Origin of the sequence: Vibrio marinisediminis (assembly GCF_014050145.1) — a bacterium.
Taxonomy (GTDB): Bacteria; Pseudomonadota; Gammaproteobacteria; order Enterobacterales; family Vibrionaceae; genus Vibrio; species Vibrio marinisediminis.
The window spans coordinates 460,981-476,281 of the sequence record NZ_JACFYF010000001.1; the positions used below are offsets into that span (position 1 = coordinate 460,981).

The window sequence follows — 15,301 nt, forward strand, 5'->3', positions numbered from 1 at the left end:
AAACGCAAAGCTTAAACTTGCGAATGAAAGATCAAAGCCAGATCCCCCTCTGGCTTTTTTCTATTTCGGACCTTAGAAATCAGCGACGGGTAGACTATTGCAACTCTTCTACAACTAAATCAATAAAGCGGCGTACTTTAGTCGACATATGTTTACGGCTTGGGTAAACCAAGCACATCTCAATTTTGTGTACTGGCAAATCATCAAATAGCTCAACGAGCTCACCGCTCTCGATACCATCCATTACTAAAGATTCCGGTAAGCGGCAAATACCTTGCCCCAATTTACACAAACTCAGCTCCATTTCCGGACTATTTGTGGTTAAAACCCCAGCGACATCAACTCGCAACAGTGAGCCATCGCTATCAATATAGCTCCAGACATTAGGTTGTTTGTGGTTGCTGTAACAAAGCAATTTATGCCGCGTCAATTCACTAGGATGCTTCGGCGTGCCAAACTGTTTTAAGTAACTGGGTGAAGCAACCGTGCGAGTACAAGAGCGCTGAACTAAGCGGCTAATCAGGCTGGAATCTTCCGCGTTTGCTGATGATCTCAGTACCACATCGTAGCCTTCACCAATCAAATCTACCCGATGATCACTGGCAAACACTTCTATTTTGACCTTTGGGTAAAGCTGCATGTACTTAGCGAGCACTGGGCTTAATTGATCCGCCCCAAAATTAACCGGGCAACTAATTTTCAACACCCCTTTAGGCTCTTCTTGTTTACCGCTGATCGCTTGCTCAAGCTCTTGCGCACTCTCAATAAGCTGCTTACATTGTTGAAAATAATGGCTACCTTCCGGTGTGAGGCTCAATGTGCGCGTTGTTCGATGCAACAGACGCACTCCCAACCGCTCTTCAAGTTTATTGATTTCTTTGCTGATGAAAGAGGTGGAATGCCCAGTCACATTCGCTGCATTAGTAAAGCTCCCTTGCTCAACCACAGTAGTGAAAATCACCATGCCATCCAGTAAATTTGTATGTGAAATCGCCATAAGCCAGCCTATTAAGAGTCATATGGAAATAATAATTACACATTTACCCTATTAATCAAAATATGGAATCAAACTAAACTCTCTCCATCAAACGAATTCAGCAAAAGCTCTGAGGATTACAAGATGAAAGTTTTAGCATTTGGCGCAAGCAACAACAAAAATTCAATCAACCAACAACTGGCTCACTACGCTGCAAAACAAGTTCCAAACGCAGAAGTAACGATGCTGGATATTCATCAACTGGAAATGCCTATCTTTAGTGATGAGCGTGAAAAAGAGCTGGGTCAGCCTGAGCAAGCAAAACAGTTCTTCCAAGCGATCAGCGACGCTGATTTGATTATTATCTCTTTTGCAGAACACAACGGCTCTTACACTGCGGCGTACAAAAATGTCTTTGACTGGACTACTCGCATCGACATGAAAGTATTCCAAGGTAAGCCTGTGATCATGCTAGCAACATCACCAGGACCTGGCGGTGCGGGTAGTGTACTTGCGGCAGCTTCTGGCTCAGCGCCTTACTTTGCGGCAGACGTAAAAGCAAGCATCTCGCTACCAAGCTTCTACGAAAATTTTGATATGGAAACAGGTCAAGTCACAGCAGAAGAGTTCAACCGCCAACTGCTAGACGCAATTGAAACACTGTAAGTTCAAATGACACATCCTTGAGCAAACAAAAGAGCCAGTGATCGTTGATCGCTGGCTTTGCTTATCTCAACAATAAATATCGAGGAAAGCTTTTCTTCGTCACTACAATGTACATCCTAAATGTGATGATAAAAGCAATACAGATAATAGTATTCACGTCGGCATTCATGCCTAAATGCGATAAACCAACAAATAACGAGCAGCCTAAAATAACAGGCGTTGCGTAGAACTCTGTGTTGTTAAACATGGTTGGTCGATTAACGATAATATCCCGTACCACCCCACCAAATACGGCGGTTATTGTGCCCATGGTGATAGCCACATAAGCGGCGTAGTCTTGGTGGATCATTTTTTTGGTCACCAGTATCGAGAAAATCGAAATACCGATCGCATCCAACACTAATATAAGCCGTTCGGCTTTGAGTTTTCTTAACTGTGGTGCGATAAAAAAACCAACCAAAGAACTAAACAATGCCGCCCAGAAATAAGAAGGGTATTGAATCCAGAACACTTGATCGGTTGAAAGAATCACGTCGCGTACCGTTCCGCCACCTAACGCTGTTACCCAACCAAGCACCAATATACTAATAATGTCTTTGCCTTTGTTTACTTCACTGATCACCGCACTCAGTGCAAAGGCGCAAATACAGATAATTTCAATGATATGTACAAACATACGGTTTATTTCTTTGAAAAAAACAAAGGTCAACTGCTTACACAATTGACCTTTTCGTTGGTCTACTATCCATTTTTAGTACGGCTTAAACCGGCACTAATGACCACTATGATCAAACGATCTTGTATCCTCAGCGGTGCAGTTGGTTGAACCGTTTTTCTCTAGGAATTCGATTGACCGTTTGAAGTCTTCAATCAAGAGATTGGCAAGGTCGATGGTTAAACCTTGTTTCGCCAAAATACGTTGGACGACAATATGTTCTGCGTTACCGGGCAAGCTGTATGCAGGCACCAACCAACCCCGTGTGCGTAAGCGATCCGCCAAATCATAAAGCGAAAAGTCGACTTTTAGCCCAAGTTTCAAACGCCACGCAATCGCCGGAATACCTTTTTCTCGGTTGCCATCAAACAAGAACTCAAACAGCTCAAATTTGTTCAGTTGTTGCACCAAGTACTCACACACATTGTAAGACGCTGAATGAATACGTTGGTATCCCTCATAGCCTAAACGTAAGAAATTATAGTACTGCGCAATAATCTGACCCGCAGGGCGAGAGAAATTCAATGCAAATGTTGGCATGTCACCACCGAGATAGTTAACGTGGAAAACCAAACCTTCAGGTAAATCTTCTTTGCTACGCCAAATAACCCAACCCACACCCACTGGTGACAAACCGAATTTATGACCAGAAGTACTGATTGATTTCACTCGCTCTAGACGGAAATCCCAAGGGTCGATCTCTGTGGCACAAAATGGAGCAAGCATTGCACCACTTGCGCCATCGACGTGGATATCAATCGAGATACCAGTATCACGCTGATAAACATCTAACGCATCTGCCAACGGTTTTACCGTTTCATATAGACCAGTAAAAGTCTGACCAAAGGTTGGCACCACCATGATAGTGTTTTCATCCACCATGCTCAGCATATCTTCTGCGGTCAAACAGTAGTGGTTTTCCGACATCTCCATCTGGCGAAGCTCTACGCCCCAGTATCGGGCAAATTTTTCCCAGCACACCTGCACAGGGCCACATACCATATTCGGTTTTTCAATCGATAAGCCTTGCTCTCGGCGTTTATCAAACCAACGCCACAAAGCGGCTAACCCACCGAGCATACAAGCCTCGCTCGAGCCTGTAGTCGAGGTGCCAACTGTGGTGGTCGAATCTGGCGCATACCATAGGTTTGCCAACATATGAACGCAACGCCCTTCAATAGCCGCAGATTGAGGGTATTCATCTTTATCGATCATGTTTTTATCGATAGAAAGGTCCATCAATTTATGAACTTCGTCTTCTTCCCATGTTTGGCAAAAAGTCGCTAAGTTCTGACGAGCATTACCATCTAAGTAAAGTTCATCTCGAATCATTTGGTAGATAACGCTCGGTGACTGTTCATGTTGCGGAAGCATGGTTGCAGCCGCCACCTGGTGAATACTTTCAGAGCCAAAAATTGGATCGTTATTTCGAGTGACAGTATGAAGTGCCATAATTTTCGTCCTACCTTAGTGTTGCTGACTGCTAAACAAATTCCAACCCATGGTTTGAGCAATTTGTTTGATCATTTGTTGACCGCGCACGCTATTACCAATTGGATCTAAGCGTGGAGAGAATGCTGCCAGCGCCCCAACATTTGGGATCACCGCAAGCAAGCCGCCGCCTACCCCACTTTTACCAGGAAGACCTACATCATACGCCCAGTCACCGGACGTATCATAAAGACCCTCCATCGTCATTTCGGCCAGAATGTGGGGGATGTTTTCTGGCTGGACAAGTTGCTTGCCTGAGCAAGGGTTTTTACCGCCGTTGGCAAGGGTTGCCCCAACGGTTGCAAGCTCAACAGTATTGAATAACGTTGAACATTGACGGGTATAGACATCACACGCTTGCATTGAATCGGAATAAATACAGCCTGATGATTCAAGCAACAGCGCAATGGCTCGATTGTGAGTATTGGTGGTTTGTTCTGATTGGTTAACTTCCTCTGAAAGCTCAATATCACTATTGGCAAGTTGTGATTGAAACGCCAAGATTTGCTGCCAACGGTCTTCTGCATCGCGGGCTTTTACCATACTCACTGTCGCCATTGCGCCGGCATTAACCAGTGGTGTTAATGGTCTGCCTTGATGCAGCTCAAGCGCCATAACCGAGTTAAATGGCATGCCTGTTGGCTCTGCGCCTATTTTATTGTGTAACTCGTCAGCGCCAGATTGTTCAAGCACTAAACCTAGCGTCATGATTTTTGAAATAGACTCAATAGCGAATTTGTACTCCGCATCTTGAAATTGAATCACTTCCCCCGCCACTGACACAAACGCAAGTCCAGTCAACTCTGAAGGCACAGAAGCCAAGAACGGGATATAGGATGCGTTTTCACCAGCGCAATTATGGGTACTGTTTATTAGCGCTTGCTGCATGACCACAGCAAGCTCTTCACTAATAATAGAATTCGTTGTTGCATTAGGAGTGAATGACATTGTGTGCGTCCTTACATTAAGAGTTTAATGTGTGAGTAACTTTATCGGATGGGTTAATAACACCTGGGTGAACCGCTTCGATCTCCCATGTGAAAGGCGCGAAATCTGAAACCGCAGGATCTTGCCAGTGTGGTTTGCGAGCTTTGTAGATAGCGAACGGTACGAAGACGAAAATCACCGTCAAGGCAACAAGAATACCGATGTACGCCTGTGGGCTACCCACAGCAATTTGGCTTGGTGGGATGAACGAGAAGACAAACGCAATCAATGACCCCATGAAGCCTAAACCGGCAATCAACCACATTCCCATATTGCCACCTGGAATTTTGTATGGACGAGGGCGATTAGGTTGGGTGTAGCGTAAGTGAATAGCGGCAGCGAACATAAGTAAGTACATAATCAAGTACAATACGACAGTAAGCTGACTAAGGATCTGATAAGCCGCTTGTACCGAAGGTAGCACCACAAAGACAGTCGAAATCATGGTCACCAACAAGGCTTGCGCCATCATGATATGCGTCGCCATCCCATGTTTATTGGTGTACTGCCAAAAACGAGGAAGGTAGCCACCTTTAGCAACCACAAGTAAGCCTGATGATGGACCTGCCACCCAACCGACTACGCCGGCTAAAACACCAAGGGCTAAGCAAGCTGCCATAATTGGTGCCGCCCAGCCAATACCAGCCCAAGCGAACATTTTGTTATAAGTCACGAGTAGGCTTTGGGTTAAGCTGATGTCTTGTTGCGGGATGATGAAGGCAATCGCCAATGTTCCCAATACAAATACACCTACCGTACCTGCTGCTGCAATCATGATCGCCAATGGGTAGTTACGTGGTGCGTTATCAACTTCTTTTACATGCAGAGCGTTCATTTCCATACCGGCGTAGAACAAGAAGATACTCGCTGCAAGAACCACGTTATTGAAGTTTGAAAAGTCCGGAATGACTTTGCTCCATGACAAGTCAATTTCAGGAGTATTACCAGAGAAAAATAGATAAGAGAAGCCCAACACGATAAGCACGATACCGGGAATAACCGTACCGATTAAGCCGCCCCATTTAGCCACTTTAGAGAACGCTTCAGTGCCGCGCAGCGCAATAATTGTTGCTAGCCAGTAGATGGCAAGTACCACACCGAGTACAAAAAATTTGTTTTGCGATAGAGCTTGGTCCCATGTTTGATCGGGACCAACAAAGGCTAAAGAAACAGAACCAAATGTTAACGCGGTTGGGAACCAAACGGTCACTTCAATCCACAACATAAAAATCGCGACAAGCGCGAGGCGAGGACCAAATGCCTCACCAACCCAGCGGAAAATACCGCCTTTTTCTGACCAGCCAGTCGCCAATTCAGCGGCAACTAGAGAGACGGGGATGAGGAATACTATTGCAGCAAAGATGTAGTAAAAAATAGAACTAAGGCCATATTCAGCTTCCGCAGGAAGACCTCTCAAACTGACAACAGCCACAATGTTTAGCATTGCGAGAGCGAATACACCGATCCGCCCTTTTTGGATTTTTTCGGTATTTGCCATGTTAACCAACCTTACATTTACAAGATATAAACTAAGTGGGTTAGGTACTGCGAGTGGGCGTATAACCGTCTGATTTTGGCGTGTTATATGGAGACAGGAGAAACCTAATGCACGGAAAATACCACTATGAATCAGGGCTGAGAATTAGCATAAGCCATATTTAAAATTGCAAATATGGAGGTTGCGAATCAACCAATTACATGAGATTAGGAGGCGAAACACACGGCATTATAGAAAACATGTACATAACCGCCTAGAAAGCTATTTTTAAGCTATAACGGGAAATAGTAGCGTTTGTGGCGCTCAGGTTGTTACACAGCAAGAATGATGCACAGTAGTGCAAGTCATAAGAACAATAATCCGGAGATTTAGAGAGATGTTAGGCTTTGTTTTTAACGACTTAAGCTAATTTCTGATAGTCCAACGGCAAAAACAGATCTTTTATTAACTTGAAACTGTGATACAAATCGCATTTACGCGTACTTTTATTGATAACCCCCCGCTAGACTTGGCTTGCAAGCAAGCGCTAGTTCAACCACAAAAGCGCAACTCATTTGAGGTTCAATTAATAACTTGATATTTTGCTATTGCATTCATTGTTGTGGCACAGGCGCCATTCGTTCACCGGAAAACCGCTAATAACCCTATTTTCTTGCACAATTTCTAGAAAATAAATTTCCGTTTTCCCATCATTTAATCCATTTGAGTATGTTTGACAGCGCAATATTGTCTATTCGTGCCCCTCAAATCAAAAAGCGAACCACAGTATGGCTCGCTTTTATTGGGCATAGTTTCAGGGTTTATCGTTTCACACACATCACATGATAAACACCATCGATGACTTCCGTTCCTTCTGTTTCATGTTCAAAGCCGGGGAATTGTTTATCCCATACTTCTAAACTACGCAGGTAAGTGATTTGCGGGCTGGCACTTTCTCCAAAACTCTCACCCGACATCAACATGGGTATGCCCGGTGGGTATGGGATCACCGCATTTGCCGCAATGCGATCTTTCAGTTGATTGGAAGGCACCATCTCAACATGGTTATCAACAATCGATTCAAATGCCGCTCGTGGCGTCATTATCGCTTCAGGCAAGGTGGAATACGCGGCGTTAAGCTTATCTGAAGGTGTATGCTGTTTCAGATACGCAAACATCTCTTCACTGAGCTCTTTTAGTCCCATTTCACCATACACTTCAGGGTGACTTTCGGCCAGTTCTGGAAGCACCAGCTTCAGTGGCGAGTTACTATCATGATGCTTTTTAAAGTGCAGCAAGGTGTTCACTAATGTTGCCCACTTACCTTTAGTTATCCCCATGGAGAACAAGAACATAATTTGAAAATCAGTGGTTCGTGTAGGCACAATCCCAAAGCGACCTAAATATTGGGTCACTAACGCCGCTGGTACTCCGGTATCCAGCAATTGACCATCTTCCCCCATCCCTGGAGCCAAAATACTCACTTTAATGGGGTCGAGCATGCACCAATCTTCTGGCATATCTTTAAAACCATGCCATCTATCATCCGGTTTCATCACCCAGAATTCTTGGGTCGAGGCTAACAATTGTGGGTCTGCCTCTTCAAAAGGCATTTCTTGCCCCGTTTCCGGATCAGTAAACGTTTCTGCATTCCACGGTTTAAAGAACCAATCTCCATCTTGTTCAAACTCACGGTACAAACGTCCCATGGCTTGACGATAGTCGACCGCTTCATGGATCACCTCTTGAGTGAGCGAGTAACCTCGGTTGCCTGACATTTGTGAAACAGCAATATCATTAGATGCACTGATCGCATACAACGGTGAGGTGGTGGCGTGCATCATATAAGCTTGGTTGAAACGTTGAAAATCGATGGCATCTTTACCATGACGCACATGTATGTAGGAAGCCTGAGATAAGGCATTGAGTAGTTTGTGTGTTGAGTGAGTCGCGAACACCGTTGGTTCATTTTCACTCTCAGTTGGTGAGCCACGCATGGCAAAGTGATCATGATAAATTGGGTTAAAACGTGCATAACCATACCAAGCTTCATCAAAGTGGAGGCGATTACTACTCTTGCCTAAAATTTCTTGCACGCGTTTCGCGTTGTAACATAAACCATCATAAGTACAGTTGGTAATGACCGCATACACAGCCTCTTGCTGAGCAAAATCTTTGGTTAGTGTGCTTTCAGCCGCTCTTTGCTTGAGTGAGGCTCGCTCCATCTGTTGTGGGTAAATTGGTCCAATGATGCCGTAACGGTTTCGAGTCGGTAACATATAGACGGGGCGCGCACCGGTTAACATCAACCCTTGCTCAATTGATTTATGGCAGTTGCGGTCGCAAATCGCCAAGCTGTCTTCTTTCATACACACTTGCATAATGGTGCGGTTAGCCCCAGATGTTCCGGTGACCAATGAGTAGGATTTGTCCGCACCAAATACCTTAGCGGCAAACTCTTCACTGTCACCAAAGTAACCCGTGTGATCGAGTAACGAGCCAAGGGAGCCGCGTTCAATCCCCATATCAGAACGAAATAGAGCTTCGCCATAATGATGGTAAAATCTTTGACCTGCCGGAGTTTTTGTAAAGCCAACCCCACCTTGGTGACCCGGGGCAGCCCAAGAGTATTCATGCACATCATCATATTTGATCATCGCTTTCATCAAAGGTGGCAATAGTTGCTCACGATAGCGATCCATCGCGGCGATGGCTCTGCCAGCAATGAAGTCCGCCGTATCTTCAATGACCCATGCAAACTCATCAACGCGAGACATTAAATCTCGGCTGACAGACAAGGTTATCTTTTTCCGCTCAGCTAAAAGAAAAACGGGCACACCTTGCTGACGACGATTGAGCTTATCAATTAACTTGAAGAATTTTTCATTCTCCTCAACTTGCCGACCTGTCATTTGCGAAGTTAATAAAAAGCAATCTACTGCAATATTGGCATTGAAGATTGAATAACAGTCATCAAATGACGTAGCCACTGTGACACCCACCCCCTCACTTGCAAACTCATCAATCAAACGTTTGAGCGCATTCTCGATGACACCGGAATTCACCGTATCATTGAAGATCAAAGCGTGTTTTTTCTTACCATAACTACTCATAATCCTGCGTCCCTTGTGGTTGGGGAATTGAAGTTTTCGAAAAGTGACTTGGCATTATTCTTCTCCAACCGTTGACTGAGCAGCGTCTCGGCTGGCAATAAAGCCATAGAAAAAGTAACCCAGCAGCATGATCAATGTGCCGTAGAACACCGATTCTTGCCCTGTCGCATACGCACCATAAATGCTATACAGCACGGCAATGCCACCAACAAAAATGGAGGTTTTGTACTCGGATTCCCCCACATTCGCAGAGCGTAAAATGACACCCAATGCAGTAAGAGAAAGGATATATGGCACCATGTTGATAAACACCGCCAAATCCACCAGCACATCGAATTGCTTAATCAAGGTTGGCGAAATGGTCATCACTGCGAGAATAATTTCCAACGTCAACATCACCAACATGCCTTTAACGGGGGCGTCAAAACGATTGGTTTCACCAAACAGTTTGGGGAACAAACGCATATCAGCCGCGGCTTTCGAGACCTGTGCATTGGTAAATTGCCAGCCCAGCAATGAGCCAACACAGGCGACAACAGCCATTGCGGTGATCACTTGTCCAACTAAAGGGTTAAACATTTGAGCAAAGACGAGTCCGAAAGGCGCGTCAGATTTAGCCAACAGATCATTAGGCACAATACCCTGAATCACTGTGGTGGAAGCAACATAAGTAATTGCGGAAAAGATGGTTGCTAGCATGCAAGCCAATGGAACATTACGTTTGGGGTTTTCTACCGCTCCTGAGTTCACCCCTGCCGATTCAATCCCCAAAAATGCCCAGAGTGTCAGCGCAATCCCTGACGACATTGCTTTAGAAGTCGAGACATCATTGGGGTTCCATGCTTCCATGAAGATCTTACTATCGAACCAGAACCAACCAATAATCGACACGCCCAGTACAGGGACAATCACGCCCCACACCGTAATAGAGGATATTTGACCGGTAATTTTGGCACCGCGCATATTGGCAACGAGGGTGATGACTAAAACCGCCACAACGCCAACAAAGGTATGCACGGAAGATTGCTTGAGCCAAGGAATAAAGGATTCAAGATACCCAACCGATGTGACAGCGATAGCCACTGCGCTAATGACTAAGCAGACATAGTAGGTATACGAAGCAACAAAGAAACTGGACTTACCGTGGGCTTTTTGAGCGTATGCCGACATCCCACCATCTTCAAGACAATACATACCGCATTTAGAAAATGTGTACGCAATACATAACGCACCTACGGCAGTTATTCCCCATGCCATTAATGCAATGCCACCTGTTTCAGCCAAACTAGAAGGCAGTAATATTATCCCCGACCCCATCATGTTAACTGTGACAATCGTAGTGAGCCCCATCAGCCCCATCTTATTACTACTCATAAACATTCCTCACCTTAAAACACCGCTTAATTGGCTGCGGTATCATGAGTGCCATGGTGGTAATGAGATTGCTTCGACTACGATGATGGTCATCCAAACCAATACTAATCTTAAGAACGGCACTTAAAAAATGGGCGCTTCTCAGCACCATTAATGTCTCTAAGCATAGTTAGTGAATTTCAACATAGTTAAAATTTATTTGTCATCGGCCGCCTGCCACTCTCAACCCTGTTGACAAGAAAGACATTAAAGAACAACCAATCAAACTATTGATAAAAGTCATTCACAAAAGCTATTCAAAATAATTTTGCATCACCGCCATTTATTACAACTATTCATAGCAATATGCGACCATGATTATTGAACGCTAAAATAGATATTTACATTCTCAGTAATTGTCACGAGGATAGGTAAACACTGACAACAACAAACCCAAACAGGGTGATTTTTGTCGCTCAGCCGAGCCAAAGAGTTGCCGTCACACATTGATATCAAAAAGGTTTAGCGCCCTACGGAGGTTCTTTGCAGCACATAACTCAACTACTAGACGCAATGTCACCTGTGCTTGACCAATATGGCTATGTGGCGCTTGTTATCAGCATCTTTTTTGAGGGTATTGGTGTGCCTATGCCTGGGCAGTCACTGATGATTGCCGCATCGATATTGGCGGCACGTGGTTCAATGAATTTGAGCATGGTTATGCTAGCGTCATGGCTTGCCTGCTTTATTGGCAACACATGCGGGTACTTATTAGGGTATTACTTTGAGAGTTGGCTGGATAAAAAAGGCTATATCTCAGGCACAAAAATGCAAAAGCTACAAAACGCTATTCAAAAATATGGTCCGGCTTGCTTAGTCGTCAGTCGCTTTATCGAGGGCATGAAACAGTTTATGCCGTTAGCATGCGGCATTGCAAAAATGCCCAAACGTGAGTTTTTGCTGGGTAATGCACTGGCAACAACAATTTGGGTCGCAGTTTTTAGTTTACTTAGCAATTATGCTTTTGCGCATCTGCATCAACTTAGTACCTTCTATACAGAGCATCAGATGGGCGTATGGTTGGTTGCCGCTAGCTTATTCTTAGGGTTGCTTCTATTGATGTTGGGGCGTCGACGAAGCCGTTCACAGAAATCATGACCCAAACAACATCAAAGATAAAAAGCACAGAGAGCAGCAGTTAATAAACGGTCTGGGGGTACAGGAGCAAATGTCTATCGACTACTGCTTTCTCTGCTCTCTTTATGGTGCTATTGTCCCTCACTATAAGGAAAAGAAATAGTGAGCATTTTTTAATTTACTGTTCCTCAATTAGCTTTATTTGACTAAAAAGTCAGCAGATAAAGACAGAAAACGCAAATATCAGGAACAGTAGCCCAAAAACATTGCTGCATTAGTTATAGAGAGTGCTACTCAATGTCTGATTTAAACTTACTTCGTTACTACACTCGACTCGCCCCGATGGGCACTGATCAAGAGATCAAAATCGCCTTAGCAGATGTCGCCAATACACTCTTCACTAGTACTCGGCATGCGCGCAATTTATTGGGTGATATGCATAAATTAGAATGGCTCAGTTGGCACCCCAAAGTAGGTCGAAATCAACGCTCAACATTGCGGCTTAACATTGAGTTAAGCGATTTAAAGGCACGGCTGGCAACCAAACAAATCGAACAAGGAAAATACGAAAAAGCCCTCTCGATTTTAGATAATGACGAACGTATATTTGGTCAGCTTTTACAAAGCACTTCTGGGGCTTCAATTCGTGAAGGTCGATTACATATCCAGCTTACTTATAAACGTCCCTTCGAAAAACTCGTTCCTCATCAATTACACCGTTCTAGCGAGCGTTATTTGATCAGGCAAATATATTGTTGCCTAGTCAGCAGCGATTTTGATGGTCAACTCCAGCCACAACTCGCCCACCACTGGCAACATGATGAAAAAGCCTTAGAGTGGACGTTCTATTTAAGACCGGGGTTAACCTTTCACAATGGTCAGCCGATTGATGCCCATAGCATTGCCAACCTATTTACCCGCTTGGCTGAGCTGGATCACTACCACCCCGATCTAGACCATCTGCTGCATGTTTCAGCGCCAATGGATAACAAAGTTGTCTTTCAGCTTTCCCAGCCAGACAAAGGCTTTGGCGGTTTACTTTCAGGTATTAAGTTCTCTATTCAACCGTTGCAACAACTGCAAGAAAATTATCAGGGATCTGTAATTGGCAGTGGCGTATTCGAAGTCATTGAGCATTCAAATACCAAACTCTGCATGCAAGCTTTTGAGCACTATTATGCCTGCCGTGCATTAACTGATTTGGTCACTATTTGGCAACTAGATGAACGCGAGCTAAAACAAAAGCAGATAGAGACCAATCACCCAGAAAAACAGACCGGACACGCTTGTCATTACTATTTAACCTCAGAGCTCGACGAACAAGCAGATCCAGAACAACAAACACGTATTGAAGATGGCTGCATGTTCTTATTATTCAATCAGATCAGCGCCAATCCGTTAACCTCCGAACAACAGCGTTATTTGTCTGGCATTATTACTCCAGACAGCGTCTACCAACAGCTTGATCATGACGGCAAAACCTTTGGCAGTGAACACGCTTACAACATATTACCCAACTGGCATAAAGTGGTTCGCCCAGAGCCAGAAAAGGTTGAGTTACCTAGTGAATTATCGATCGCTGTATACGATTACAATGCGCTGGTTAACTGTGCGAATGCCATCGCCAAACAACTGCATGCCTTAGGGATAAAAGTCACCGTTAATGTCTACTCTTTTCGTGAATTAAACCGACGTTCAGAGATGCATCAACTGCATGAAACCCTCATCGTGCACAATATCAATCTGGATGATAATCGACACTCATCCGCATATAGCAGCTTATTCCATAACCCAATTTTACAAGCCAGTATTGGTGACAAAGCCCAAGGCTGGTTATGTGAATCTCTAAAGCATTTACGCAAAGAAACACCCCTTAATTTATACCTAGATGCGCTGGAACCCATCGCCTCTTCTCTTATCAATCAGTACCTAATTTTACCGCTCTTCCATCACCGACAAACACTCCGATTTCATGGTGTTTTGAAAGATGTCGCACTAACAAATTGGGGCTGGCCTGATATCCGCAATGTGTGGTCGGCAGACTGATTGCCATTGCGCAACAATTTGTGAGCCACATCAAATCATTAGAATTCTAATGATAAATTTTTCATAGCATTCTCTTTTAGCCTAGTAATGCTCTACCCTGTAGAGCATTAGATGCACGCAAAATGGTGAAAAACAGACGAATACAAAGCCTTATATCACGTGATATACAATATTGTTTTGGTATTGTCACTCCTGTCAATAGTTTGAACTCTAATTAATATTCCGGTAACCTTATAGGGTACTATTTAGATTAGGATATCAAAATGAAACTCAAACTCGCGACATTGTTGATCGCCGGACTGGCAGCAACACAAGCTTCTGCCGACGAGTGTGGAAAAATCACCATTGCTGAAATGAACTGGAATTCAGCAAGCTTAATGGCCAATTTAGACCAATTTATTCTTAACGAAGGTTACGGCTGTAGTGCTGAACTTATTCCTGGTGACACCATGCCGACTGGCGCTTCCATGATTGAAAAAGCGCAGCCTGATATTGCGCCAGAAATGTGGACCAATGCGCTTAAAGAATCACTCGACAAAGGTGTGGCTGACAAGCGCCTACGTTATGCAGGTAAAGCACTGGTTGATGGCGGTGAAGAAGGTTTCTGGGTTCCATCTTACATGGTTGAACAATATCCTGAACTTGCAACAATTGAAGGATTAAAAAAACACGCCAAACTTTTCCCACACCCTGAAGATTCTTCTACCAGCGCATTCTACAACTGCCCAGCAGGTTGGAACTGTCAAATCAGTGCGGGTAACTTGTTCAAAGCACTTAACCTAAGTGATACTGGTTTTACCATTGTTGACCCAGGCTCAAGTGCGGGTCTTTCTGGCTCCATTGCGAAAGCCTACGAGCGAGAAGAAGCTTGGTTTGGTTATTACTGGGCGCCAACAGCCATCTTAGGTAAGTATGAGATGGTGAAAGTCGATTTCGGTACAGGCGTCGACAAAGATCAATACCTGAACTGTGTGAGCAAAGAAGGTTGTGAATCACCAGAAGTGACGATGTACCCGCCTTCTCCAGTAAGCACCGTCGTTACTGAAGCATTCGCTAACCGCGAACCTGCACTTCTCGATTACTTGAACAACCGCGGTTTCTCTAATACTCAGATGAACGCACTGCTTGCTTGGATGGAAGATAACCAAGCAACGGGTGAAGATGCCATGTTCTACTTCCTAGAAACTTACCCAGAGACTTGGAAACAATGGCTACCTAAAGAGGTTGCCGACAAAGTCGCTAGCGCACTTTAAGCGCCCCTTCACACGTTAACTAATACAGACTTAACACTCACATCTGTAGTTCTGGAGCGGCTCTTGCCGCTCCAGTATTGATAAGGA

General features: G+C 44.4%; 11 protein-coding genes. 4 read left to right on the forward strand and 7 right to left on the reverse strand.

Annotated elements, in window-relative coordinates:
- Positions 1-94: 94 nt before the first annotated feature.
- On the reverse strand, positions 95-997 hold the full coding sequence (locus H2O73_RS02110) for a LysR family transcriptional regulator (RefSeq protein WP_182106037.1): 903 nt from the start codon (positions 995-997) through the stop codon (positions 95-97).
- A gap of 123 nt (positions 998-1,120) precedes the next feature.
- Between H2O73_RS02110 and H2O73_RS02115 the strand changes: the two genes are divergently transcribed.
- Entirely contained in the window at positions 1,121-1,642 is a 522-nt protein-coding gene (locus H2O73_RS02115; RefSeq protein ID WP_182106039.1) for an NADPH-dependent FMN reductase, read from the forward strand.
- A 61-nt stretch (positions 1,643-1,703) separates the two neighbouring features.
- Here the strand turns inward: H2O73_RS02115 and H2O73_RS02120 are convergent, their stop codons facing one another.
- The 6 genes from H2O73_RS02120 to potE form a co-directional block, all read right to left on the reverse strand.
- Positions 1,704-2,318: a trimeric intracellular cation channel family protein gene (locus tag H2O73_RS02120; protein WP_182106041.1), complete on the reverse strand. Its 615-nt coding sequence runs from the start codon at positions 2,316-2,318 to the stop codon at positions 1,704-1,706.
- A gap of 96 nt (positions 2,319-2,414) precedes the next feature.
- On the reverse strand, positions 2,415-3,809 hold the full coding sequence (gad, locus tag H2O73_RS02125; RefSeq protein WP_182106043.1) for a glutamate decarboxylase: 1,395 nt from the start codon (positions 3,807-3,809) through the stop codon (positions 2,415-2,417).
- A gap of 15 nt (positions 3,810-3,824) precedes the next feature.
- The gene (gene glsA / locus H2O73_RS02130; RefSeq protein ID WP_182106045.1) at positions 3,825-4,796 is read right to left on the reverse strand and encodes a glutaminase A; all 972 of its coding nucleotides are present in this window, start codon (positions 4,794-4,796) and stop codon (positions 3,825-3,827) included.
- A gap of 16 nt (positions 4,797-4,812) precedes the next feature.
- Positions 4,813-6,333, reverse strand: coding sequence for a glutamine/gamma-aminobutyrate antiporter GadC (gadC, locus tag H2O73_RS02135; protein WP_182106047.1), 1,521 nt, complete (start codon positions 6,331-6,333; stop codon positions 4,813-4,815).
- An 800-nt stretch (positions 6,334-7,133) separates the two neighbouring features.
- Positions 7,134-9,425, reverse strand: a complete 2,292-nt coding sequence (gene adiA, locus H2O73_RS02140) for an arginine decarboxylase (protein ID WP_182106049.1) — start codon at positions 9,423-9,425, stop codon at positions 7,134-7,136.
- A 54-nt stretch (positions 9,426-9,479) separates the two neighbouring features.
- Complete coding sequence (gene potE / locus H2O73_RS02145; protein WP_182106051.1) at positions 9,480-10,805, reverse strand: putrescine-ornithine antiporter; 1,326 nt, start codon at positions 10,803-10,805, stop codon at positions 9,480-9,482.
- 516 nt (positions 10,806-11,321) lie between these two features.
- Here potE and H2O73_RS02150 point away from each other — a divergent pair.
- The 3 genes from H2O73_RS02150 to H2O73_RS02160 all read left to right on the forward strand — a co-directional run bounded on the left by H2O73_RS02150 (position 11,322) and on the right by H2O73_RS02160 (position 15,214).
- Complete coding sequence (locus tag H2O73_RS02150; protein ID WP_182106053.1) at positions 11,322-11,936, forward strand: DedA family protein; 615 nt, start codon at positions 11,322-11,324, stop codon at positions 11,934-11,936.
- Between the two features lie 276 nt (positions 11,937-12,212).
- Positions 12,213-13,961 carry an SgrR family transcriptional regulator gene (locus H2O73_RS02155; RefSeq protein ID WP_182106055.1) on the forward strand — a complete coding sequence of 583 codons (1,749 nt, stop codon included), beginning with the start codon at positions 12,213-12,215 and terminating at the stop codon, positions 13,959-13,961.
- Positions 13,962-14,224: 263 nt separating this feature from the next.
- On the forward strand, positions 14,225-15,214 hold the full coding sequence (locus H2O73_RS02160; protein ID WP_182106057.1) for an ABC transporter substrate-binding protein: 990 nt from the start codon (positions 14,225-14,227) through the stop codon (positions 15,212-15,214).
- Positions 15,215-15,301: the final 87 nt, after the last annotated feature.